The 22,195-nt window shown below is 40.9% G+C and carries 23 protein-coding genes; 7 read left to right on the top strand and 16 right to left on the bottom strand.

What is annotated here, in order from left to right:
- Positions 1-95: 95 nt before the first annotated feature.
- Positions 96-1,985 (top strand): OmpA family protein, encoded by a 1,890-nt coding sequence (locus E0W68_RS07315; RefSeq protein ID WP_135218767.1) that lies wholly within the window; start codon positions 96-98, stop codon positions 1,983-1,985.
- A gap of 85 nt (positions 1,986-2,070) precedes the next feature.
- Here E0W68_RS07315 and E0W68_RS07310 read toward each other — a convergent pair whose 3' ends face one another.
- The 6 genes from E0W68_RS07310 to E0W68_RS07285 form a co-directional block, all read right to left on the bottom strand.
- Complete coding sequence (locus E0W68_RS07310) at positions 2,071-2,958, bottom strand: DUF3078 domain-containing protein (protein WP_135218766.1); 888 nt, start codon at positions 2,956-2,958, stop codon at positions 2,071-2,073.
- 72 nt (positions 2,959-3,030) lie between these two features.
- Positions 3,031-3,543, bottom strand: coding sequence for a DUF2480 family protein (locus tag E0W68_RS07305; protein WP_135218765.1), 513 nt, complete (start codon positions 3,541-3,543; stop codon positions 3,031-3,033).
- Positions 3,544-3,595: 52 nt separating this feature from the next.
- The gene (locus E0W68_RS07300; protein WP_135218764.1) at positions 3,596-3,919 is read right to left on the bottom strand and encodes an SUF system Fe-S cluster assembly protein; all 324 of its coding nucleotides are present in this window, start codon (positions 3,917-3,919) and stop codon (positions 3,596-3,598) included.
- A gap of 5 nt (positions 3,920-3,924) precedes the next feature.
- Positions 3,925-4,344 carry a SufE family protein gene (locus E0W68_RS07295; protein ID WP_135218763.1) on the bottom strand — a complete coding sequence of 140 codons (420 nt, stop codon included), beginning with the start codon at positions 4,342-4,344 and terminating at the stop codon, positions 3,925-3,927.
- 5 nt (positions 4,345-4,349) lie between these two features.
- A complete protein-coding gene (locus E0W68_RS07290; protein ID WP_135218762.1) occupies positions 4,350-4,790 on the bottom strand; it encodes a hypothetical protein in 441 nt (146 codons plus the stop codon).
- Between the two features lie 27 nt (positions 4,791-4,817).
- Positions 4,818-6,032 (bottom strand): aminotransferase class V-fold PLP-dependent enzyme, encoded by a 1,215-nt coding sequence (locus E0W68_RS07285; RefSeq protein WP_135218761.1) that lies wholly within the window; start codon positions 6,030-6,032, stop codon positions 4,818-4,820.
- A 229-nt stretch (positions 6,033-6,261) separates the two neighbouring features.
- Here E0W68_RS07285 and E0W68_RS07280 point away from each other — a divergent pair, with 229 nt between their 5' ends.
- The 4 genes from E0W68_RS07280 to E0W68_RS07265 are packed head-to-tail and all read left to right on the top strand — an operon-like array spanning position 6,262 to position 10,008.
- Positions 6,262-7,140 (top strand): heme/hemin ABC transporter substrate-binding protein, encoded by an 879-nt coding sequence (locus tag E0W68_RS07280; protein WP_135218774.1) that lies wholly within the window; start codon positions 6,262-6,264, stop codon positions 7,138-7,140.
- The gene (locus E0W68_RS07275; protein WP_135218760.1) at positions 7,140-8,174 is read left to right on the top strand and encodes a FecCD family ABC transporter permease; all 1,035 of its coding nucleotides are present in this window, start codon (positions 7,140-7,142) and stop codon (positions 8,172-8,174) included. The genes E0W68_RS07280 and E0W68_RS07275 overlap by 1 nt, the downstream gene beginning before the upstream one ends.
- Before the next feature lie 4 nt (positions 8,175-8,178).
- Positions 8,179-8,955, top strand: coding sequence for a heme ABC transporter ATP-binding protein (locus E0W68_RS07270; RefSeq protein ID WP_135218759.1), 777 nt, complete (start codon positions 8,179-8,181; stop codon positions 8,953-8,955).
- Between the two features lie 15 nt (positions 8,956-8,970).
- A complete protein-coding gene (locus E0W68_RS07265) occupies positions 8,971-10,008 on the top strand; it encodes a hemin-degrading factor (RefSeq protein WP_135218758.1) in 1,038 nt (345 codons plus the stop codon).
- A gap of 52 nt (positions 10,009-10,060) precedes the next feature.
- Here the strand turns inward: E0W68_RS07265 and E0W68_RS07260 are convergent, their stop codons facing one another.
- The 9 genes from E0W68_RS07260 to E0W68_RS07220 form a co-directional block, all read right to left on the bottom strand.
- Positions 10,061-10,456: a hypothetical protein gene (locus E0W68_RS07260; RefSeq protein WP_135218757.1), complete on the bottom strand. Its 396-nt coding sequence runs from the start codon at positions 10,454-10,456 to the stop codon at positions 10,061-10,063.
- A gap of 155 nt (positions 10,457-10,611) precedes the next feature.
- Positions 10,612-11,685: an HmuY family protein gene (locus E0W68_RS07255; RefSeq protein ID WP_135218756.1), complete on the bottom strand. Its 1,074-nt coding sequence runs from the start codon at positions 11,683-11,685 to the stop codon at positions 10,612-10,614.
- A gap of 5 nt (positions 11,686-11,690) precedes the next feature.
- Positions 11,691-13,847 (bottom strand): TonB-dependent receptor plug domain-containing protein, encoded by a 2,157-nt coding sequence (locus E0W68_RS07250; RefSeq protein ID WP_135218755.1) that lies wholly within the window; start codon positions 13,845-13,847, stop codon positions 11,691-11,693.
- 169 nt (positions 13,848-14,016) lie between these two features.
- Positions 14,017-15,333: a Fe-S cluster assembly protein SufD gene (sufD, locus tag E0W68_RS07245; RefSeq protein ID WP_135218754.1), complete on the bottom strand. Its 1,317-nt coding sequence runs from the start codon at positions 15,331-15,333 to the stop codon at positions 14,017-14,019.
- A gap of 48 nt (positions 15,334-15,381) precedes the next feature.
- A complete protein-coding gene (locus E0W68_RS07240) occupies positions 15,382-15,744 on the bottom strand; it encodes a four helix bundle protein (protein WP_135218753.1) in 363 nt (120 codons plus the stop codon).
- Between the two features lie 39 nt (positions 15,745-15,783).
- Positions 15,784-16,533, bottom strand: a complete 750-nt coding sequence (gene sufC, locus E0W68_RS07235) for a Fe-S cluster assembly ATPase SufC (RefSeq protein WP_135218752.1) — start codon at positions 16,531-16,533, stop codon at positions 15,784-15,786.
- 44 nt (positions 16,534-16,577) lie between these two features.
- Entirely contained in the window at positions 16,578-16,925 is a 348-nt protein-coding gene (locus E0W68_RS07230) for a four helix bundle protein (protein WP_135218751.1), read from the bottom strand.
- A gap of 43 nt (positions 16,926-16,968) precedes the next feature.
- The gene (sufB, locus tag E0W68_RS07225) at positions 16,969-18,417 is read right to left on the bottom strand and encodes a Fe-S cluster assembly protein SufB (protein ID WP_135218750.1); all 1,449 of its coding nucleotides are present in this window, start codon (positions 18,415-18,417) and stop codon (positions 16,969-16,971) included.
- Positions 18,418-18,509: 92 nt separating this feature from the next.
- Positions 18,510-18,839, bottom strand: coding sequence for a HesB/IscA family protein (locus E0W68_RS07220; protein WP_135218749.1), 330 nt, complete (start codon positions 18,837-18,839; stop codon positions 18,510-18,512).
- 181 nt (positions 18,840-19,020) lie between these two features.
- Between E0W68_RS07220 and E0W68_RS07215 the strand changes: the two genes are divergently transcribed.
- Complete coding sequence (locus E0W68_RS07215) at positions 19,021-19,881, top strand: MBL fold metallo-hydrolase (RefSeq protein WP_135218748.1); 861 nt, start codon at positions 19,021-19,023, stop codon at positions 19,879-19,881.
- Between the two features lie 74 nt (positions 19,882-19,955).
- The gene (locus E0W68_RS07210; RefSeq protein WP_135218747.1) at positions 19,956-21,560 is read left to right on the top strand and encodes a S8 family peptidase; all 1,605 of its coding nucleotides are present in this window, start codon (positions 19,956-19,958) and stop codon (positions 21,558-21,560) included.
- Positions 21,561-21,627: 67 nt separating this feature from the next.
- On the opposite strand, the gene E0W68_RS07205 is transcribed toward E0W68_RS07210, so the two are convergent.
- Positions 21,628-22,191: a hypothetical protein gene (locus tag E0W68_RS07205; protein ID WP_135218746.1), complete on the bottom strand. Its 564-nt coding sequence runs from the start codon at positions 22,189-22,191 to the stop codon at positions 21,628-21,630.
- Positions 22,192-22,195: the final 4 nt, after the last annotated feature.

Genomic DNA, 22,195 nt, shown 5'->3' with positions numbered 1-22,195 from the left:
CTTCGCATGAGGTCATACTCCTGTTTGATGTAAACTTCCCGAAGAAAGTTTCACGTTCACCTCGTTATTTCTAAACCTAAAAGCGACATAAGAAAATGAAGAACCTATATATTACCCTTAGTTTTATGCTCGCCACTATGGCAGTAACGGCGCAGAACAAAGACACCAAAGCCGCCGACAAGCACTTTGACCGATTTGAATATGTGGAAGCCGCCGAAGAATACCTTAAGCTGGCCAACAACGGCAAAGGCGACGGTTACGTTTACAAACAACTGGGCGACAGCTACTACAATGTATTCAACTACAAAGAAGCCGTAAAATGGTATGACAAAGCCGTTGCCTCAGGCAACGCCGAGAGCGAAACCCATTACCATTATGCGCAAATGCTTAAAGCAGCAGGACGTTATGAAGAAGCCAACAAGCAAATGCAACAATTTGCCAAAATGGTACCCAACGACCAACGTGCCGTTATCTTTATGAAAGACCCGAACTATCTTCCTAAACTGAGAAACCAGGCCAAACTGTTTGATGAAAAAGTACTGGACATCAACGATGAGAAGTACGGCTCTTTCGGACCGGTACTTACCGACGATAACACCCTGTACTTTACCAGTGCCCGTAACAAAGCCCGTAAAACCTACGGATGGAACGACCAGCCCTACTTAGACCTGTATATGGCAACTTACAATGCCAACGGCACCTTTAGCGAGCCTGTACCCGTAGAAGGTATCAACAGCAAGTGGCATGACGGTCCCGCAGCGGTAACCGCCGACGGGAAAACCATGTATTTTGCCAGTGAGAGCTTTAAAGAAAGTAAACAATTTGAACGCGATAAAGACGCCAATGCCAAAATAGGACAGGTGTACTTATACAAAGCCACCAAACAAGGCGATACCTGGGGCAACGTACAACCCCTTCCGTTTAACGACAAACGCTGGAGTACCGGTAACCCTGCCATCAGCAAAGACGGTAAAACCCTCTATTTTGCTTCGGACAGAGAAGGCTCTATCGGAGATAACGACATCTGGAAGGTAGAAATAAAAGGTGCCAACAGCTATGGCGAACCGGTGAACCTGGGTACAAAAGTAAACACCGAAGGCAAAGAAACCTTCCCGTTTATTACCGATGACGGACACCTGTATTTTTCATCAAATGCCCGTTCCGGTTTTGGCGGACATGACATTTATGTGATTGATCTTGCCAATGGCGGAGAAGCCATGAACGTAGGCGCACCGATCAACTCCCCGCAGGATGACTTTTCCTTTACCTTCAATACCACTAAAAACATGGGGTATTTTGCTTCAAACCGAAGCGGCATGGACAAACTCTACAGCGCTACCCCGGTATGCGGAGTGGAAGCCATTGTAATGGTAAAAGACGCCAATACCGGCAAACCGCTGGCATCGGCACGCGTAGCCATACTGGATGAGCAGAACAACGTGATTGAAAGCAAAGTAACAGGAGCTGACGGTAAAGTAACCTATAATGTGGATTGTGACAGACCGTATACCATACAGGCGATAGCCGACAAGTATGAAGGCAACACCTTCCCGATAGCCAAAACCAATGGCGGGAAAGTAATGGTGTCTGCCAACCTGAAACCGATTAAGGAGATTGTAGCGCCTCCGATAGTGAACCTGAAACCGATTTTCTTTGAGTTTGATAAGAGCAACATTACCCAAGAGGCTGCTTTTGAGTTGGACAAACTGGTAGAGTTGATGAAAGATGACCAGAAGATGGTGATTATGGTGAAAGCGCATACGGATAACCGTGGCAGCGATAAGTACAACATGAGATTATCTTCCAGAAGAGCTAAAGCTACGGTGCAGTATGTAATCTCTAAAGGGATTGCCAAAGAGCGTATCTCAGGTGAAGGCTTCGGAGAGAGCCAGCCCAAGGTAAGCTGTGGTGAAAACTGTACCGAAGAGCAGCATGCTGAGAACAGACGTTCGGAATTTATTATCGTGGAAATGACTAAAGAGTAAAACTAATAGTCTTGATTATAAAACAAAACCCCCACTGAACAGTGGGGGTTTTGTTTTTATATTTTTATTTTTATTTCTGCTTGAATTAAAAGCCATAATTGGCGGCTACACCAAATACCTGGCGTAACTGAAAGCCTTGATAGGCGTTATCATCATATATGGTTTGGAAAGACAGGTTGGTGGTTAGGTAACGGTTTATTTTCATTACAATATTAAGCTGATAATCTAAATCTACATTTTGCGGGTCTTCCAGATAATTAGAGTAGAGGTTTACTATATTCTCAAAAGTTACATTCGCTATAATATCGAGTTTATAATATGCAGAAGCATTAAAACCGAGTTCATAACGTACCGATTCGCCCTCTTTTACACCAAAATATGCTTCGTCCGGCAAGGTGTAGTTTTTATCTACAAAGGTAAATTTGGAAGTGGCGGGAGAAAGATTGAATTTGAAATTATCATCTTTTTTATACATCAAACCGGGACCTATCAGTAAGTAACCCGGAGAAAGAAAATTGGTATATTCTTCTCTTATCTCTGCGCCATTATCATCTCGCGAGTAGTTATACCCTTTGGTAAACTGTGTTTTAAAGTTAAGGAATGCGGAGTAATACCAACGCTCAGTTATTTTTTTACCCAAAACAGAGTTAACCTCAATACGGTCATCTGTTTTCTTGGCAAATGAACTTGTTTTGGTTTTTACGATACCATAGGATGCTATAAATTTGTTATCCCAACTCCAATCATCTTTTTTATAATTGAAGTCATAATTAAGCCCTGCATTACCTGAGATGTTATTTTCACCTCCGGCAAGCCAGTTATCAAAAGTGGACTGGTTGAATAAAAATGATGCGTTTCCTTTTGTTGTCCATGGGCTAATGGTATCATTAGCTAAATTCGACGAATCCTGATTTTGTGCATTTACGCCCATTATGCATAAAGTGCTGCATAATAAAATAAACTTGTTTTTCATGACAATACAAATACGGTTTAGCACAAATATAGCCAAATACGCATTTATAGAAGGCTCACACCTGATAAAAAGCTATTTATTTTTGTACAACGGCACAGCCGAACAGGCTTCGCCAAACATCAGGCTTTTGGCATAGGGCATCAGTTTTTGTACTGCCATAACGTAGGCTTCCTGCGGTACGGGCTTTCGGGAACAGCCTTTTACTATTACGGGTTTGCCTGAATATTCGGTATAATCAATTTTAGAAAGGATGTCCTGGTACAGTTGTACATTAAGATTGGCAATGCTGCCCTGAATTACTTTTTTGGCAACGGGTTGCAGGTAGGTACTTACCAGCATATATGCCCACGCAGGCACTATGGCATCGGTACTGCAATACAGGGCTACATAGCAGCCTTTGTATTGCTCCCAGTCGTGATTTTTAAGAGTTGCCCTAAAGTCTTTTTCGCGAAGTACAAAACCCTCCAATAGCCATTCGGATATATCAATAGCTTTGCGTTCACCTTCGGGATAATAATCCTCAAGGTCAAACACCTGCAATACGCTGTTGGCAACGCGGTTTATTATTTCTTGCTCTTCCATCATTCTAAATTATACATTTTGAAAACTGCCTGCTGCTACTGTAAACTGAAAACTATTACAGCATTCCCAGTTCCAGTTTAGCCTCTTCGCTCATCAGGTCGCGCGTCCAGGGCGGGTCAAAGGTAATTTCTACCTCAGCACTCTTTACGTTTTCTATACCTGTTACTTTTTGCTCTACCTCCTGCGGAAGGCTTTCGGCAACTGGGCAGTTGGGCGATGTAAGTGTCATGAGTATTTTAACCTCGTTATCGGTGTTTACCATTACATCATAAATCAATCCCAATTCATAAATATCTACGGGAATTTCGGGGTCATAAATGCCTTTAAGCACTTTTACAATCTCTTCCCCAAGCTGTGCGGTATCCATTTGTGCGTCCATAACTATTAATTTTTTGCCTGGAATGCCAGGGCATACATTTTTATCTGTTTAATCATCGAAACCAATCCGTTTGCCCTTGTGGGCGAAAGGTGTTCTTTTAAGCCAATTTCATCAATAAAGGCGGTATCGGCTTCCAGTATATCGGCAGGAGCCTGATTAGAGAATACCCGAATGAGTATGGCAATAATCCCTTTGGTTAAAATAGCGTCGCTGTCGGCCGTAAAAACCACTTTGTCGCCCTGTTGCTCACCATGCAGCCAAACTTTGCTCTGGCAGCCTTTAATGATGTTCTCGTCGGTTTTATATTGCTCTTCTACAAGCGGCAATGTTTTACCGAGGTCTATTACATACTGGTAACGCTCGTCCCAGTCATCAAACATTGAAAATTCATCTACTATCTCGTCCTGTATTTCCTTTATTCTCATTTGCATTATTTATTTTCAAGTGCCGAAACTGTCAGTATTTGCTGTACAAGTTCTTTAATTTCGGCAGGCGGATTACCATGATCGAACCCGTTGCTTTGATATGTTTTATCTTTTTTAATCACTTTCAGGTTTGCAGCCAGCGCAGCATCTGTATGGCTGCGGGTGCTTGGCGGTTTCAGTTCGCTTATTTTATCCAGCTCTACTTTTTCAAGAGCCGAGAGCAGTTTGTTCCAGTCGCCGTTTTTAAGCCCTTTGGTTATAGGCATCGCATCTCTGCCGGTAATGGTAATAACAGTGTCCTGCTTTACAATTACTTTTTTATAGGCTCCGCGCGTCATGGCTTCATATTCAAAAGCAATGTACTCGCTTTGTTTTTTTAATGCCGATGAAGCGCATCCCGCAGCAAAAAGCATGGTTACAACCAGTAGGGGCAATAGTTTTTTCATGATATAAAATTACAATTTTTTAAGCAATTAGCTCAGCATGCGTTGTGCTTTAATAACCGCTGCAACAAGGGCATCTATTTCTTCTTTGGTATTATAAAATGAAAAAGAAGCTCGCACTGTGCCCGGTATTTGGAAAAAATCCATTACCGGCTGGGTGCAATGGTGTCCTGTGCGCACGGCAATACCCATTTTATCTACAATGGCTCCAATATCATACGGGTGAATATCGCCTACGTTAAATGATATTACGGATGTTTTATTTTGAGCAGTGCCTATTATTTTAAGCCCTTCTATTTCAAGTAATTTCTCTGTACCGTAGTGTAACAATTCCTGCTCATATGCCATAATATTATCCAGCCCTACCGCATTCAAATAATCTATAGCTGTGCCCAGCACAATACCGCCTTCTATATTAGGCGTTCCCGCTTCAAATTTATGAGGCAGTTCAGCATAGGTGGTTTTTGCAAAGGTTACTTCTTTTATCATTTCGCCACCGCCTTGGTAAGGGGGCAGCATGTTGAGCCATGCCTCTTTACCATACAATATTCCACTGCCTGTAGGACCGCAGGCTTTGTGCCCTGAAAATACATAAAAATCGCAATCCAGTTGCTGTACATCAAGGTGCATGTGCGGTGCTGCCTGTGCCCCGTCAATTAATACTGCTGCACCTACGGAGTGGGCTTTCTCTATAATATGTTTTACGGGGTTTATAGTTCCCAATGAGTTCGAAATATGGTTTACCGCTACTATTTTAACTTTATCGGTTAACAGTTTTTCAAATTCTTCAATTATCAGTTCTCCCCTTTCGTTCATCGGGATAACCAGTAATGTAGCCCCTTCCCTTTCGCAAAGCATTTGCCAAGGCACTATGTTGCTGTGGTGTTCCATTGCAGATATCATTACGGCATCGCCCTCTTTTACAAATTTAGAAAATCCGTTTGCCACCAGGTTAATACCGTGTGTAGTGCCTGTGGTAAACAGCACCTCGTGCGCATGCTTGGCGTTAATGTGTTTTTGTATTTTTTGTCTCGAAACTTCATAAGCATCGGTTGCCAACTGGCTAAGGGTATGCACGCCCCTGTGTATATTAGAGTTTATAGTTTGGTAGTATGCCGAAATAGCATCAATAACCACTTTGGGTTTTTGCGATGTGGCTGCATTATCAAAATATACAAGGGGTTTTCCGTTTACGGTTTCGTTAAGTATCGGGAAGTCTGCCCTGATTTTATTTATATCTAACATTGTAAATTTCTCCGGTTAATTAATATCAGCATTTTAGGCTCATAACTGCCTATAATAAGCCCATGCAAAGTTACGGCTTGTTTTTTTAAAATCAGATTTATTAGCACTGATTTAAGACTGCATGAAATCAGAACTTTTTTCATCTTATTTTTTTTCATTCTAAATAATATTTATAGATTTGCAATAATTTAGATTTATTAAAAATAATAATTTCCATTTAATGAAACATATACTAAAAACCTGTACCATAGCCTTAGTGCTGCTGGCTACTGTATCTTGTAAAAAAGAGCAAAACCAAACCGAAGAAAACGCTGCTGCAAATGATACCATTGCCAAAACCGAAACCCAGCGCATTATATCGCTAAACGGGGCATTGACTGAAATGGTGAGCGCACTGGGACACCAAAACGAAATTGTGGGTGTAGATGTTACCAGTACCTACCCGGAGGGCGTTAAAGAATCGGCTACAGATTTAGGACACGTACGCAGCATTTCGATAGAATCGATAATAGCATTACAACCTACAATTGTATTGGCAACCCGCGATGACATCAGCCCGGAATTAGCCGAAAAAATAGAACTGTCGGGCATTACCACCCGTATATTTGACAGAGAATTCAGTGCTAACGGCACAAAGAAAACCATTGATGCCGTAGCAGAAATATTAGAAAGCGATAAAGGCAAAGAACTAAAGGATAAAATTGATGCCGACCTTGCTAAAGTAACGCCTTTAAAAGTAACGCCGAAAATATTATTTATCTATGCGCGTGGCGCAGGAACACTAATGGTGAGCGGAAAAAACACACCGGTAGATAAAGTAATAGCACTGGCTGGTGCTACAAATGCCATTGAAGATTTTGACGATTACAAACCACTTACTCCCGAAGCCCTTATAAAAGGTAATCCTGACGTTATACTAATGTTCGATACAGGTATAGAAAGTCTTGGCGGAGTAGATGGCGTATTAAAAATACAGGGAATTGATAAGACCAATGCCGGAAAAAACAAGAATGTAATTGCCATGGATGGCGCACTGCTATCAGGTTTCGGACCTCGTTTGGGCGAAGCCGCAGCACAACTCAACAGTAAGTTGGCGGAAAATAAATAATGCAAAACCGATTATCACTATATATGTTTTCCAGCATACTGTTGCTAATGCTATTAGCAGCAGTATCGCTGTATATGGGCGTATATGTTTTTGAAAAATACTCGTTTGCCGAGCTTATAAAAGGCGTTATTGCAAACGACAACACTATTTCTGACAGCGACCGCTTTGTAATAATGGGTTTGCGCCTGCCCCGCATCAGTATGGCAATACTCATAGGCAGCGGGCTTGCGGTTTCGGGTACTTGCCTGCAAGGGATGTTTAAAAACCCTCTTGCCACACCCGACCTGATAGGGATAACATCGGGGGCATCACTATTTGCAGCACTTGCCATAGTATTAGGCAGTGCTATAAAACCGTATATCCCGGAGGTATTACACTTTTCCCTGCTTAGTATCATGGCATTTTTAGGGGCATTGCTCACCATGATGCTTGTATATCGCATATCAACCACCAATGGCAAAACCAATGTTATTATCATGCTGCTTTCGGGCGTGGCAATAACTGCGTTGGGCTTTTCCATAACCGGGTTTTTAATATACATTTCAAAAGAAGAACAACTGCGCGACCTTACTTTTTGGAACCTGGGCAGCCTTGCAGCCGCCACATGGACAAAAAATGCCATACTCGCCGTTATAATTACCATATCCTACATTTTTCTTATCAATAAAGGAAAAGCGCTTAATGCCATGATGCTTGGCGAGCGCGACGCACAACACCTGGGCATACCTGTAGAGCGTATTAAAAAGCAAATAGTGCTGTTTACAGCCCTTATGGTAGGCACATCTGTAGCCTTTGCAGGCACAATAAGCTTTGTAGGGCTCATAGTGCCTTATATCCTCCGGCTGATATTCAAATCGAATTACCATATTATCCTGCCGTTATCAGCAATACTGGGCAGCGTGCTGCTTCTTGCTGCCGACACAATAAGCCGAACCATAGCCGCACCGGCAGAGGTGCCCATAGGGATACTTACGGCATTTATGGGCGCGCCTATATTTATTGCTATACTCATCCGCAACAGAAAATCAATGTAGTACCATGTTAAAAGCACATAAAATATCCTATTCGCAACGCAAGTTTACCATACTGGAAGACATAGATGTTTCGGTAAATCATGGCGAACTGCTGGCTATTGTAGGGCCTAACGGCGCAGGAAAATCTACACTGTTGAGCCTTTTGGCAAACGAAATGGATAAAAACGATGCTACTATTTTCTTTAAAAGAAAAACTTTTGAAGAATGGGATGATAAAGAACTGCCGCGACACAAGGCAAAATTTTCGCAAAGCAACAGTAATGATATACCCCTTTCGGTAAAAGATGTAGTAATGATGGGGCGTTACCCCTACTTTCATGCTACCCCGCATAAACAGGATAACGAGGCGGTAACCAAAGCCATGCAGGAAACCGATGTTGAAGTACTGGCACAACGCGACTACAACTCACTCTCAGGAGGCGAAAAACAACGGGTACACTTAGCACGTGTACTGGCACAACTGGACAACGAGGTGGCAAACAAGCTGGTTTTTCTGGATGAGCCTTTAAATAACCTCGATGTGCTGCACCAGCACCGCATACTGCACACCATAAAAAACTTTACCGGGCGCGGTAATACCGCAATTATAGTGCTGCACGACCTGAACCTTGCCGCTCAGTTTGCCGACTCGATAATGTTGATGAAAAAAGGCAAAATAGTAAGCCACGATGTACCTGATAAAGTTTTTACCCGCGAAATAATAAGCGGCGTGTACAACTTTCCCTGTACCGTGTGCCCCAACCCTGTCAATAAAAACCCTTTAATAATTTTTGGAACTTAATAAATAACTATAGATATGGATACCATCACTAATACATTAAAAACACAATGGGATGCGCTGAAAGCCGAAAACCCGCACTTGCGCATCCGTAACGCTGCCGACCAGCTTGGCGTGAGCGAAGCCGAACTTTTAGCCACTCAAACAGGCGATACGGTTACCCGCCTGCGTCCTGAATTTGCAGCGATACTTACCGATGTGGAACAACTGGGTAAAGTAATGGCTTTAACCCGTAATGACGAGTGTGTACACGAGCGTAAAGGTGTGTACCTTAACCCTGATTTCAGCAGCCCGTTTGCAGGGCTTTTTGTAGGCGAGGATATCGACCTGCGTATCTTCCACATGCATTGGGATAAAGCCTTTGCCGTAGCAGAAAAAGGCGAGCATGGCGATAAAAAAAGCCTTCAGTTTTTTGGTAAAGACGGTCTTGCCATTCACAAAATATACCTGACTCCGGACAGTAACGAAGCTGCTTTTGACGCTTTGGTGGAAAAATACAAGTCGGACAACCAAAGTACTGAGGAAACTACTGTTGCCGTACCGTTAAGCCTTGAAGAGAAAGCAGATACGGATATTGATGTGGCAGGCTTTCGCGAAGCGTGGGTAAACCTGAAAGACACCCACGAATTTTTCGGGATGTTAAAGAAATTCGGTGTTACCCGTACACAGGCGTTACGCCTTGCGCCCGAAGGCGACTATGCACAACCAGTAGATAAAGAGGTTATTGTAAAGATGCTGGAAGGCGCTGCCGAACAAAAACTACCTATAATGGTATTTGTGGGCAACAGGGGCAACATACAGATACACACAGGAACGGTGCGTAAAACCATGTGGCACAATGACTGGTTTAACGTTATGGATCCTGATTTTAACCTGCACCTGGACATGAGCAAAATTGCACAGACGTGGATAGTGCGTAAGCCTACCGAAGACGGTGTGGTTACTGCCATTGAGGTGTTTAACGAACTGGGCGAAATTATCGTACAGTTTTTCGGCAAACGTAAACCCGGCATTCCTGAGCTACAGGGATGGAGGGATTTAGTGGCTTCGCTATAAGTCAAACTTATATATATTTAATTGAGAACCGTTCCCGAAAGGGAGCGGTTTTTTATTTTGATATATTTGAAGAGTTAAAATTTCCAATAGAATAGCCAATTATTGAGCCTAGCAATGTTCCAAGAGTACAGTTATCTATTTTATTAAAACATGATAATAATATTACTGTAACAAGAATTGTTAATATAATCAGTCCTTCCTTCCATAGCTTCATTCTTGAATATCTCAAATTCATATTGTGGAGCTTATCTTGTGAATTTATCTTCTCTGATTCTATTTTCTCTTTTACTTTAGATTTTTCCAACATTAATTCAACAATAGAATTAATGGCTTCATTGATATTGACATTTTTTATAATTTCTTTTAAAGATTCTAAAAATGAATTCAGTTTTTCCGATGTTTCTGTATTCTCATTAGCTTCATTATTACTAAGATTTTCGTCCTCCATGATGTTAAAAAAGTATTAAAATTAAAAAACTAAAAATAGAAAAAATAATTAATACTTTATAAAAGAGATAAATAGGATATCATAATAAAAATCCCGACCATGCATTACACACAGTCGGGATAAATTCAAACAAAACTTTAATACAATATTTTGTGCTATAACAACTTATACTGGAACAGCGGGAAACCACGCTCGCCATCGGTATTAAGCATTGATATAAACTTTATTTTATATACATTTCCCGCACCGTCTTTCAGTACAAAGAAAACATCATCATACAGTTGCAGCGGTATTACATTCCTCCAGTTGGCGCCAATGGCTCTCTGGTCACTGCTAAAGGTATAATTGCCTGCGTTCAGCGTTTCCATAGTAAACGTTTCATACGCTGCCGAGTTGCCTTCTACCATAAATGCGGTTACACCTGCTTTGGTATTGGTAACAATAAAATCGGAATAGAAATAAGCCCCTGCCGATGCTCCTGAACCATCGAAAACCTCGTTGGTAAAGGTGGTAAAGTTCATATCCCATTTAGCTGCCTCCGGCTCTGCATTTACTACACCGCCTGTTGTAAAGCTAAAAAAGGTATGGTTGTAACCGGGGGTTTTTGCAATTTCCACTTCAGTATATTCGGCAACATCAATATCGCCATACTGCATTTTGTAGGTCTCGCCTTCGTGCCATATTTTCACTTTTTTCCATCCGCGTGGGTCACCTGCCGTGTTTACAGAGCCTGCCGCAGGAGCTGTATCGGGCACTTCATTACCCATATTAACCAGATATACTTTGGCTGCTTCCTCGCTGGTTGCTATAGTGCCAAATGCCGTACCGCTAAGCGAACCGTCAGGATTATCTACATACTCTAAATTCTCAACTTGAAAAGTACCTACAGCCACCGAAGGATCTGCGTTTTGCCTTACCGTAATATCAGACGTTTCCAGTTGTTTTACTGCCATGAGCAGCGAGCCGTTTATCACTACACGAAAATCGTTGCCGGAGTAAAAGCCTAAGTCCCAGCTTTCGCGTGCTACAGGCAGTGCTGCTGCTTCACTCAGGTTTACATATACCTGATTTTGCTGGTTAGGACCGCCCACATTAATCGGGTTTTCGGCATTACCGAAAAGACCGCCTTCCGAAATGGTTTCTACAGGTGCTATGTTGGCATTAGTATCTTCATCAGAACAGGCTGTTAATGATAGTAATGCAAGCGAAAATATGATTATTTTTTTCATAGAAATTAAAAATTAAGATTGTAGGTTAATTTTAAAAAATAAGAGCGTCCGTAGCCCATCAATATATTGGTATTTCCGGCAGTGTGTGTACCGCCGCTGGCTACACTGCTTTGTATATTTACCACATCGAGCAGGTTACGTGCGCCGAGTGTAACATCGAATTTATTTTTAAAGAATGACTGGCGTACCGAAGCATCCATAAGCCCGAACGATTCTATTTCGGAAAGGATGAATTGCGGGTCGTTCAGCGAGCTGTCCTGTACATATTGTTGCTGCTTGCCGTTGTGTTTATAATAGAGCGAAAGCAGTGTGTTCCATTTAGGAACGGTATAGCCTATATTGGCATTGAACTGGTAGTTGACTAAGTATTCATCATCAGAAGCAACCAAACCGGTATTGATAGCTCTTGAAATACCCAATACCGACACGCCCAGCTTCGCCTGTATGTTTTTATAAACTAATTGATGTGTAGTAGCAAGATTCCACATTTTGTAACTGTCTATATTGATATAGCGGTACTGTAATGATGGTGTTGTAGCCGTAACGGCAAGCTCTATACGGTCATCTATGCTAATAAAGCCTGCTGTAAAGGCATTACTAAGCTGTAGCCCTGACTGGAAGAATGTTTGTTTCTTGATGCTCGCTTCTATACTGTGCCCGCTTTCGGGTGTCAGGTCGGGGTTACCCTGCAGGTTGTGGTTAGAGTCAACAAAGTAGCTGTACAATTCTTCATAATTTGGCGTGCGGTATGACCTTCCATAGCTCAATCGGGTTTCTAACCCTTTACCCAACAGGTAACGGAAGCCCATAGAGGCTGCCCACTGGTCATCAAACTTTGACTGGAAGGAGTAACGGAAACCGGGACGTACCATGAATTTTTCGGTAACACTTATTTCGGCTGCCGTAAAAACGTCATAATTTTCCAATCGTTTTTTCAAATCTATATCGCCCTGGTCGGGGTCATTAAAATTCCCTGTCAGGGCGGAGCTGTAACCATAGGTGTTTACTAACTCGTATCCCAATTGAAAATCGAACCCTTCTTTTTTAAAGAAATTGCTCAAAGTACCTGTAGAGTACAACACTTCGGTTTCCTGATAGGGTTGTTCGGCATTTCCTGACTCTGTATCGGTTTGTATATAATATTTAAACTGCTCTACATCGCGTTGCTGTTTTTGATGCGAAATGGATGCATTATAGTCCAGCCCCAAAACTTTGCCTACTGCATTGAGGTGATGGTAAAATTTTTCGGTAAAATAACGTCTGTCGTTAGCAAATATTAACTGAGTTACGTTGTCATCCTGCAATTCGGTATTGGTTATCGCATTGTAGAAGTCTATTTTTTCATCAAAATATTCAAACCGATAAAAAACGCGGGTATTACCTTTTTGATAACGCAATAAAGTATTTGTAAAAATTTGCTCTTTGGGCAACCAGCTATACCCACGCTCTTGCTCGGGGTTGTTAGGGTTGTTTGTAAACTCTTTCCCGCCAAATTCGCCCATATAGCCTTCAAAATCGTTGCGGTTAGCCCCTATTGCAACATACCAGTTGTTGTTTATGCTGTGCGCCACTCTAAGGGCTTGTATGTGCCTGCCTTCGTCATACAGCGGGCTGTATTCATCACCAACGGTTTCTTCCTGCACGGTGGCGGTTATTTCCCACTTGTTTTTTGTGGTTTTCTTGGTAATGATATTAATGATACCGCTTACGGCATTGGCACCGTGTGTAACGCCCATTGCGCCTTCTATAATTTCTATTTGCTGTATATCGTCGAGGTTTATCTGGGTAAGGTCTATGTTATTACCCAACCCCGTGTCGCTTACCAGCGGCACGTTATCTACCAGTACTTTGAGGTACTGGCTGTCCAGCCCGAACATGGATACGGTAGAACGCCCCTCGCCGCTTTGTGGTTGTATGGTAATGTTAAGGTACTGATTGAGCACATCGGCAAGGTTATTTCCTGCCTGCCTTTTAATATCTTCGGCGGAGATAACCCTTACGTTAAATACTGATTTTTTTATCGACTGAGGCTCTATTTGTCCTGTAACTACTACCTCATCCAATTGGGTAGCAATAACCGAATCTTGCACGGTTTGCTGTGCGGTGACAGCAAAAGTTACTATAAGAAGCACAGGCACTAAAACCCTTACGTTAATTTGCATTATATAAGCTTAGATTTATTCTAAATTGCAAATCTACGTGTAGGGGTTTACATATGCAAATTATTTTTATTAATTCTAAATAAAAGACCTTTATTTGAATTCTCAAGGCTTATGTAAACAAAAAAACTGCCCCTAAAGGCAGTTAAATAAGTGTTTTATCAAAAGGACATTAAAGGTCGAAACCCATATTAACGCCCAGTTTACTGGCGATAAGTTTGGTTATCCTGCTTTTTAACTCCTGTATTTTGATGCTCTCGATAACTTCGTTGCTAAAGGCATACATCAGCAGGGCTTTGGCTTCTTTTTTAGGAATACCGCGCGACTGCATGTAGAACATGGCACTCTCATCAAGCTGCCCTATGGTACACCCATGCGAGCATTTTACGTCGTCGGCAAAAATCTCAAGTTGCGGCTTGGCATTTATACTGGCTTTTTCGCTTAGCAGTACATTGTTATTCTGCTGGAAAGCATCGGTTTTTTGTGCTTCTTTCTCAACATATATCTTTCCGTTAAACACTCCTGTAGCGTTACCGTCAAAAATACCTTTATAATTTTGGTGGCTCTCGCAATTAGGCGTTGCGTGGTGTACCAGTGTGTAATGATCTACCAGTTGCTTATCGCCAATGATGGTAATGCCTTTCAGCGTACTCTCGATGTGTTCGCCTTGGTGGTAAAAGTTGAGGTTATTACGGGTAATATTTCCGCCAAACGAGAATGTGTGTACTGATGCATTACTGTCTCTTTTTTGGGCAATGTAGGTATTATCTATAAGGTTGGCCGTTTGTACATCATTTTGTATCTTATAATAGTCCAAAACAGCTCTTTCCTGTACAAACATCTCGGTAACGCTGTTAGTAAGCACAGGGTTACTGTTAAGGCTCTGGTGGCGTTCTATAATCTGCACCTGAGCGTTTTCGCCTACTATAATAAGGTTTCTTGGCTGTACCATAAGTGCCGCCTCATTACCGGTAGAAAGATACATGATTTCGATAGGCTTATCGGCTACTTTGTTTTTAGGGATATTTATAAAAGCTCCCTCTATAGCAAATGCTGTGTTGAGCGATGTAAGGCTGTCATCAGTATTGGCTATCTTATTAAAATAAGTATCGATAACCTCTTTATACTTGGGCTTGGTAAGTGCCGAGGACATAAGGCATACATCCAGCCCGTCGTGCGTGGTTGACGACAGGAAGGAACTGAATATACCATCGATAAATACCAGCTTGTAGGTATCTATATCGTGTATAAAGTATTTTTTTACATCTGTATAACTTAATGCGTTTTCCTGTTTTGGGAATACGCTAAAGTTGTTTTTGAGAATACTGTTGAGTGATGTATATTTCCATGCTTCCTCTTTTTTGGTAGGGAAGCCTTTATTTTCGAAATTCTTAATGGCATTTGTGCGAATATTATGTAGCTCTGCATTAACATCTACACGCTCTTCAAAAGCCATGAAGGAAGATAATAATTTGTCTTTTAAATCCATTTAAGTCAAAAGTTTTAAAGTTTTAAAGTCATAAAGACCTTAAGAACTCTATTTACTAAGGTATTTAATAAAGCCGCTAAGCAACTTTGATATTTCAGTAATTTCTGTTATCAATTCATCAAATAGCTCGTTAGAGATATAATTTAAGTCTAAAGCAAGGTATAGTTGTGAACGTAATTCAGCCGCCGAGCCTTTAGCTATATATAAAAAATGTATAAATTCTTTATCCGTATTGCGCTCAAAACCTTCTGCTATATTAGAGGATATCGAAACGGAACATCTTCTCATCTGTCGAGCCAAATCGAAGTCTTTGTTAAAAGCAACGTCATCTGTAATGAGGTAAATTTTCTTATTAAGAATTCTTGATTTTTGCCAAGAATTAATTTCTTCGAAAGAATTAAACTTCCCCATATTTCTTTACAACTTTATGACCTTCGACTTTAGACTTCGTTATACGTTTTCAGCTTTAAGCCAGTCGTATCCTTTTTCTTCCAGTTCATAAGCCAGTTCTTTACCGCCTGATTTTACAATTTTACCATTGTAAAGTACGTGTACAAAATCCGGAACGATATAGTCTAAAAGTCTTTGATAGTGGGTAATAACAATAACCGCGTTGTCCTTACTGCGCAGTTTGTTTACACCGTTTGCCACAATACGCAGCGCATCAATATCAAGACCTGAATCCGTTTCGTCAAGAATGGCAAGTTTTGGTTCAAGCATTGCCATCTGGAAAATTTCGTTACGCTTTTTCTCTCCACCCGAAAAACCTTCGTTTAACGAACGTGATAAGAACTTACGGTCTATTTCTAATAACTCACTCTTTTCGCGAATGAGTTTCAGCATTTCATTAGCCGGCATTTCTTCCAGTTTTTGTGCTTTACGGGTTTCGTTAATAGCCGTTTTCATAAAGTTGGTTACCGATACTCCGGGTATCTCTACAGGATACTGAAACGAAAGGAAAATACCTTTGTGCGCGCGCTCTTCAGGAGCAAGGTCGCCAATATCTTCACCTTCAAGGTAAATAGCACCATCGGTTACTTCATACTCTTCTTTTCCGGCTATAACCGAGGATAATGTACTTTTACCGGAACCGTTTGGCCCCATTATAGCGTGTACTTCTCCGGCTTTTACTTCAAGGTTTATACCTCTTAAAATTTCTTTATCTTCAACACTTGCGTGTAAATTCTTTATTGACAGCATTAATTTGGAAATTTATTAATTTGGAAATTTGAAAATTCCTATTGTTACTTTTGTTTTGATGTTATTATAATTTTATTTACTATTCTTGATATGTGTTCGAGCTTTATCAGTAAATCATCGGTATTGGGGTAATTTTCTGAAAACTTACATAGTTCCAGCCAATATGATGTTTCTTCTACTTCTTTTGCTGAAATCTTAAATTTATGTACAAAATCAGGTTTACTTTCAGCATTTTGAGCCTCTCTAATATTAGCTCCTATTGATGTTCCTGACTTTAATAATTGATTTGCAATTACATACTGCTTATTTTCCTGTAACCCTTCACAATACTTTATAATTTCTAATGCAAATTCAAATGTTAGCGTTACGATTACGTTTTGTTTGCCTTCCATGCGGTAATTTACACATTTTCAAATTATCTCATTTTCAAATTTATTAACCGACTGAACCCTCAAGGCTTATTTCTAAAAGCTTTTGTGCCTCAACAGCAAACTCCATAGGTAGTTTGTTAAGCACTTCTTTGCTAAAACCATTCACAATAAGTGCAATGGCTTTCTCTGTAGGGATACCCCTCTGGTTACAATAAAACACTTGGTCTTCGCCTATTTTACTGGTGGTTGCCTCATGTTCTATTTTGGCTGTTGTATTTTTCGATTCGATATACGGAAAGGTATGTGCCCCACAGTTGTTGCCCATAAGCAACGAGTCGCATTGCGAGAAGTTACGCGCATTTTCGGCACGGTTGCTTATCTGTACCAATCCACGATAGCTGTTTTGCGATTTTCCTGCCGATATACCCTTAGAGATGATAGTACTCTTAGTGTTTTTGCCTACGTGTATCATCTTCGTACCCGTATCTGCCTGCTGGTAGTTGTTAGTAACAGCAATAGAGTAAAACTCTCCTACCGAGTTATCGCCCTTTAATATACAGCTTGGGTACTTCCATGTTACGGCAGAGCCTGTTTCTACCTGTGTCCAGGATATTTTCGCGTTCTTTTCGCAAAGTCCGCGTTTCGTTACAAAATTATACACCCCGCCTTTACCCTCTTTATTACCGGGAAACCAGTTTTGGACAGTGCTGTATTTTATTTCGGCATCATCCAACGCAATAAGCTCAACTACGGCTGCGTGCAGCTGGTTTTCGTCACGGCTTGGTGCTGTACAGCCTTCAAGGTAACTCACATAGCTGCCTTCATCGGCAATTACAAGTGTACGCTCAAACTGTCCTGTTCCTGCCTGATTGATTCTGAAATAAGTAGAAAGTTCCATTGGGCAGCGTACTCCTTTTGGGATGTAGCAAAAAGAACCATCGGTAAATACAGCCGAGTTTAGCGCAGCATAAAAATTATCTTTTTGCGGCACTACCGTTCCCAAATATTTCTTTACTAATTCCGGATGCTCTTTAATAGCCTCAGATATTGGGCAAAAGATGATACCTTTTTCGGCAAGTGTTTTCTTGAATGTAGTTGCAACAGATACGGAATCGACAACAATATCTACCGCCACATTATTCATCATTTTTTGCTCATCGATAGAGATACCCAGTTTTTTGTACATCGCCAAAAGCTCAGGATCTACATCCCCAAGCGTTTTATTCGGATCTGCCTTTTTGGGTGCCGAATAGTATGATATCGCCTGAAAATCGGGTTTTTGGTAATGTACGTTTGCCCATTCCGGCTCAATCATTTGTTCCCAGGCACGAAAAGCCTCGAGCCTCCACTCGGTCATCCACTCCGGCTCTTCCTTCTTCATCGAAAGCGCACGAATGACATCCTCGTTAAGCCCTATAGGGAAGGTATCACTTTCTATATCGGTATAAAAGCCGTACGCGTATTCTTTATTTTCGAGTTCGACTTTTAATTCTTCTTCTGTGTATTTACTCATATCTAGCCCCCTATCCCCCAATGGGGGAATAATTTACTGTTATCATTAATTTTTAGTAAGCCCATGCATTGCTCCCCTTTGGGATTGGGGGCTTACAGTGAAAAACTTTCCCCGCAACCGCAGGTTCTTTGCGCATTAGGGTTGTTAAACACAAAACCTTTACCGTTAAGCCCTCCGCTATATTCCAGCGTTGTACCGGCGAGGTACAGGAAACTTTTTTTATCTACGGCAACCTTTATGTTATTGTCTTCAAATAATTTATCATTTTCGCCCATGGCTTTGTCAAACTTCAGGTCATACGACAAGCCTGAACATCCGCCGCTCTTCACGCCTACCCTCACAAAGTCAGTAGCCGCGTCAAAACCGTCATCCTCCATAAGGCTCACGATTCTTTTTCTTGCTGTTTCAGAAACTTTTATCATGTTCGTATTATATATAATTAATCTAAATTTAGTGCAAAGATACCCACAATTTTACAGATTGCAATAAAAGGTGTCTTTATTTGTATATATGGTTATATAGGCAATATCTATACCATTCTCCAAATTATATAATTTCTGTCAAAATGTGTAACTTGCTGGCTTTAAAACCCAAACAAACAATATGAAACTATACCCGATAGAGAGCGGAAACTTTAAACTGGACGGCGGTGCCATGTTTGGCGTAGTGCCAAAAACGATTTGGAATCGCACCAACCCTGCCGATGAAAACAACCAGATAGACATGGCAGCACGCTGCCTGCTGATTGAAGATGGCAACAAACTAACGCTTATTGATACCGGCATGGGCAACAAGCAAAGCGAAAAGTTTTTTGGCTATTACTCCATGTGGGGCAACCATTCTCTGGATAAATCATTGGCAAAATACGGCTTTAGCCGAGATGATGTTACCGATGTGTTTTTAACCCACCTGCATTTTGACCATGTGGGCGGTGCTATACAGTGGAACAAAGACCGCACGGGCTATGAGCCTGCTTTTAAAAACGCACACTTTTGGACGAATGATAACCACTGGGAATGGGCTACCAAGCCTAATGCGCGCGAAAAAGCATCGTTCCTGACAGAGAATATTATGCCAATGCAGGAAAGCGGACAACTAAAATTTATAGAACGCCCTGAAGGCGATTTTAAAGAAAACAGCGAACTGGGCTTCGGGATATTTTTTGCCGACGGGCATACCGAAAAGCAAATGCTTCCGCATATAAATTATATGGGTAAAACATTCGTTTTCATGGCAGATTTGTTACCTACCGCCGGGCATATACCCCTGCCGTATGTAATGGGTTATGATACCCGACCGTTACTGACGCTTGACGAAAAAGAAAAATTTTTAAATACAGCAGCCGATAACGAGTACTATTTAGTATTGGAACACGATGCACATAATGAGGTAATTACCGTGCAGCATACCGAAAAAGGTGTACGCCTTAAAGAGGTTTTAAAGTGGGATGATATACTAATGTAATGTTAATTTACCCGTAAATGTAACAAATCAACAATAAATTAGACCAATTTTTTATAAAGTAAACAAAATCAAGTATGAAATTTAAATCAATTTACCTGTCGGCTGCCCTCGCATTATTTCTTGCAGGATGCAGCGCAACAAAAAAAATAACGGCAGAACCTATTACTATTACATCGATAACACCAAAACAGGCAGACCTGACCGAGAATGAACTGGAACGCTGGAGCCATTTGGATATAGTAACCGATACCATACCGGGAATGAGTGTAGATAAAGCATACAAACTACTGGAAGGCAGAAAAGCCAAAAAAGTAATTGTAGGCGTTATCGATTCAGGTGTGGATATTGAACATCCGGACTTAAAAGATGTTATCTGGACAAACGATAAGGAAATTGCCGGTAACGGTAAAGATGATGACAAAAACGGATATGTAGATGACATACACGGATGGAACTTTCTGGGTGATATAGCGCACGAAAACTTAGAGTTTGTACGTATCGTTAAAAAAGGAGATGACGGGTCTGAAACATACAGAAAAGCAAAAGCGGAATACGACCAAAAGTATGGCGATGCTATGAACGGTGTAAAACGAATGGAGTCTATAATAGCTGCCGATGAAGCCATAAGACAAGCATTGGGCAAAGACGATTATACTGTCCAAGACCTTCAAAACTTAGAAACTGATAATGAAATGATAAACAGCGTTAAACCGCGCTTTGCTATGATTTTAAGTCAGGTTTCAAGAGAAGATCTTATGAAACAGATACAGGGTGGTATAGATTACTACGGTGGTCAGTTAGAGTATAACCTAAACCTTGACTACAACCCTCGTCAAGATATATTAAAAGATGACCCGGATAACTTCGACGTGCGCGGGTATGGCAATAACAATGTTATAGGTCCGGATAAAGAAGAAGCAAAACACGGTACACACGTATCGGGTATTATAGCACAAGCAAGAGGTAACGGTATAGGTGGCGACGGTGTTGCCAGCAGCGTAGTAGAAATTATGGCGGTGCGTGCCGTGCCGGATGGCGATGAGTATGACAAAGATGTAGCCCTTGCTATACGCTATGCTGTAGATAACGGTGCAAAAGTAATTAACGGAAGTTTTGGTAAATACTTCTCTACACACAGCGACTGGGTGTATGACGCTATAAAATATGCAGGCGAAAAAGACGTGCTTATAGTATGTGCTGCAGGTAACGAAGGGACTGACCTTAACCAACCGGGCGGCGTAGAGCGTTATCCTAACGATAATAAAAACGGTGGTGCTGAAATTTCAGATAACTTCCTTTCGGTAGGAGCATTAAATTATCCGCTTGATGAAAATTTAATTGCTAATTTTTCTAACTACGGTAAAACCGATGTAGATGTATTTAGCCCGGGTGTAGAAATATATGCTACTACGCCAAACAATAGCTATGAGTTCCTTCAAGGTACCTCTATGGCATCGCCAAATGCAGCAGGTGTAGCAGCGCTTATCCGTGCATACTACCCTAAACTAAAAGCAGCACAGGTAAAACAAATCATTATGCAGTCAGGAATTCCTATTAACTTGGAAGTAGCTGTCGGCGGAGACCCTAACGATATGAGAGCTTTTAACGAAGTATCGATGACGGGACGAATTGTAAATGCTTACAACGCTATTATCCTTGCCGATAAAATGTCGAGATAATAATTAGCGAATTATATACTTTAAAACCCCGCAGATTACAATTGTAGTTTGCGGGGTTTTATTTAAATTATCCTTTCCGCAAAAATTTGGGTGAAATATTGTAGCTATGCGAATCCCCTAAAATTATCATAATAGCTCCTGAACTATTTCCTGCCTCATTAACTATCAGCGAATTATCTTTAGACAGAGCTAACCTTCTTTTATTCTTTCTACACCCTCCAAAAATATAGGGGACGCCATGGCACTCCCGAAATTTATTATCAAGATAAAACATTCCGTTTTTTAACTCTCCGGAAACAATAGATTGATTTATTATTTTAGTACCATTAAACAATTGCACAAGTATCTCCTTTTCATTTTTAACTTCAAGATGAATCTCATAATTATCAACTACATCTAATGCTGATGGAGTAAAGATAATTTCATTTAAAATAAGATTATATGCAATAACCTGACGTGTTGAATCGACAGAATAAAGAGCATATTTTCCGCTTAATTGAGACAAGTTACCTGCTTCAATTTTTTTATAATCATTTTTAAATTCCTCATCCGAAAAGGAGGCACACGAACTCACTAAAATTATTAAAAATGCACAAATGCAATAAAGTATAACGTTAGGTTGATTATTCATACAA

This window comes from Flavobacterium salilacus subsp. salilacus, assembly GCF_004634195.1.
GTDB lineage: Bacteria > Bacteroidota > Bacteroidia > Flavobacteriales > Flavobacteriaceae > Flavobacterium > Flavobacterium salilacus.
The sequence above is the reverse complement of the archived record's forward strand: the minus strand, read 5'-3'. Positions and strand labels throughout refer to the sequence as shown.

Bases quoted from the DNA above. Each gene is read 5' to 3' on its own strand.
- E0W68_RS07300 (WP_135218764.1), bottom strand. From the start codon at position 3,919: ATGGACGCACAAATGGATACCGCACAGCTTGGGGAAGAGATTGTAAAA.
- E0W68_RS07230 (WP_135218751.1), bottom strand. From the start codon at position 16,925: ATGGAAGGCAAACAAAACGTAATCGTAACGCTAACATTTGAATTTGCA.
- E0W68_RS07295 (WP_135218763.1), bottom strand. From the start codon at position 4,344: ATGAGAATAAAGGAAATACAGGACGAGATAGTAGATGAATTTTCAATG.
- E0W68_RS07220 (WP_135218749.1), bottom strand. From the start codon at position 18,839: ATGATAAAAGTTTCTGAAACAGCAAGAAAAAGAATCGTGAGCCTTATG.
- E0W68_RS07265 (WP_135218758.1), top strand. From the start codon at position 8,971: ATGGATACCATCACTAATACATTAAAAACACAATGGGATGCGCTGAAA.
- E0W68_RS07270 (WP_135218759.1), top strand. From the start codon at position 8,179: ATGTTAAAAGCACATAAAATATCCTATTCGCAACGCAAGTTTACCATA.
- E0W68_RS07205 (WP_135218746.1), bottom strand. From the start codon at position 22,191: ATGAATAATCAACCTAACGTTATACTTTATTGCATTTGTGCATTTTTA.
- E0W68_RS07315 (WP_135218767.1), top strand. From the start codon at position 96: ATGAAGAACCTATATATTACCCTTAGTTTTATGCTCGCCACTATGGCA.
- E0W68_RS07215 (WP_135218748.1), top strand. From the start codon at position 19,021: ATGAAACTATACCCGATAGAGAGCGGAAACTTTAAACTGGACGGCGGT.
- E0W68_RS07255 (WP_135218756.1), bottom strand. From the start codon at position 11,685: ATGAAAAAAATAATCATATTTTCGCTTGCATTACTATCATTAACAGCC.
- E0W68_RS07250 (WP_135218755.1), bottom strand. From the start codon at position 13,847: ATGCAAATTAACGTAAGGGTTTTAGTGCCTGTGCTTCTTATAGTAACT.
- E0W68_RS07285 (WP_135218761.1), bottom strand. From the start codon at position 6,032: ATGTTAGATATAAATAAAATCAGGGCAGACTTCCCGATACTTAACGAA.
- E0W68_RS07305 (WP_135218765.1), bottom strand. From the start codon at position 3,543: ATGATGGAAGAGCAAGAAATAATAAACCGCGTTGCCAACAGCGTATTG.
- sufD (WP_135218754.1), bottom strand. From the start codon at position 15,333: ATGGATTTAAAAGACAAATTATTATCTTCCTTCATGGCTTTTGAAGAG.
- E0W68_RS07260 (WP_135218757.1), bottom strand. From the start codon at position 10,456: ATGGAGGACGAAAATCTTAGTAATAATGAAGCTAATGAGAATACAGAA.
- E0W68_RS07290 (WP_135218762.1), bottom strand. From the start codon at position 4,790: ATGAAAAAACTATTGCCCCTACTGGTTGTAACCATGCTTTTTGCTGCG.
- E0W68_RS07275 (WP_135218760.1), top strand. From the start codon at position 7,140: ATGCAAAACCGATTATCACTATATATGTTTTCCAGCATACTGTTGCTA.
- E0W68_RS07210 (WP_135218747.1), top strand. From the start codon at position 19,956: ATGAAATTTAAATCAATTTACCTGTCGGCTGCCCTCGCATTATTTCTT.
- E0W68_RS07240 (WP_135218753.1), bottom strand. From the start codon at position 15,744: ATGGGGAAGTTTAATTCTTTCGAAGAAATTAATTCTTGGCAAAAATCA.
- E0W68_RS07310 (WP_135218766.1), bottom strand. From the start codon at position 2,958: ATGAAAAACAAGTTTATTTTATTATGCAGCACTTTATGCATAATGGGC.
- sufC (WP_135218752.1), bottom strand. From the start codon at position 16,533: ATGCTGTCAATAAAGAATTTACACGCAAGTGTTGAAGATAAAGAAATT.
- sufB (WP_135218750.1), bottom strand. From the start codon at position 18,417: ATGAGTAAATACACAGAAGAAGAATTAAAAGTCGAACTCGAAAATAAA.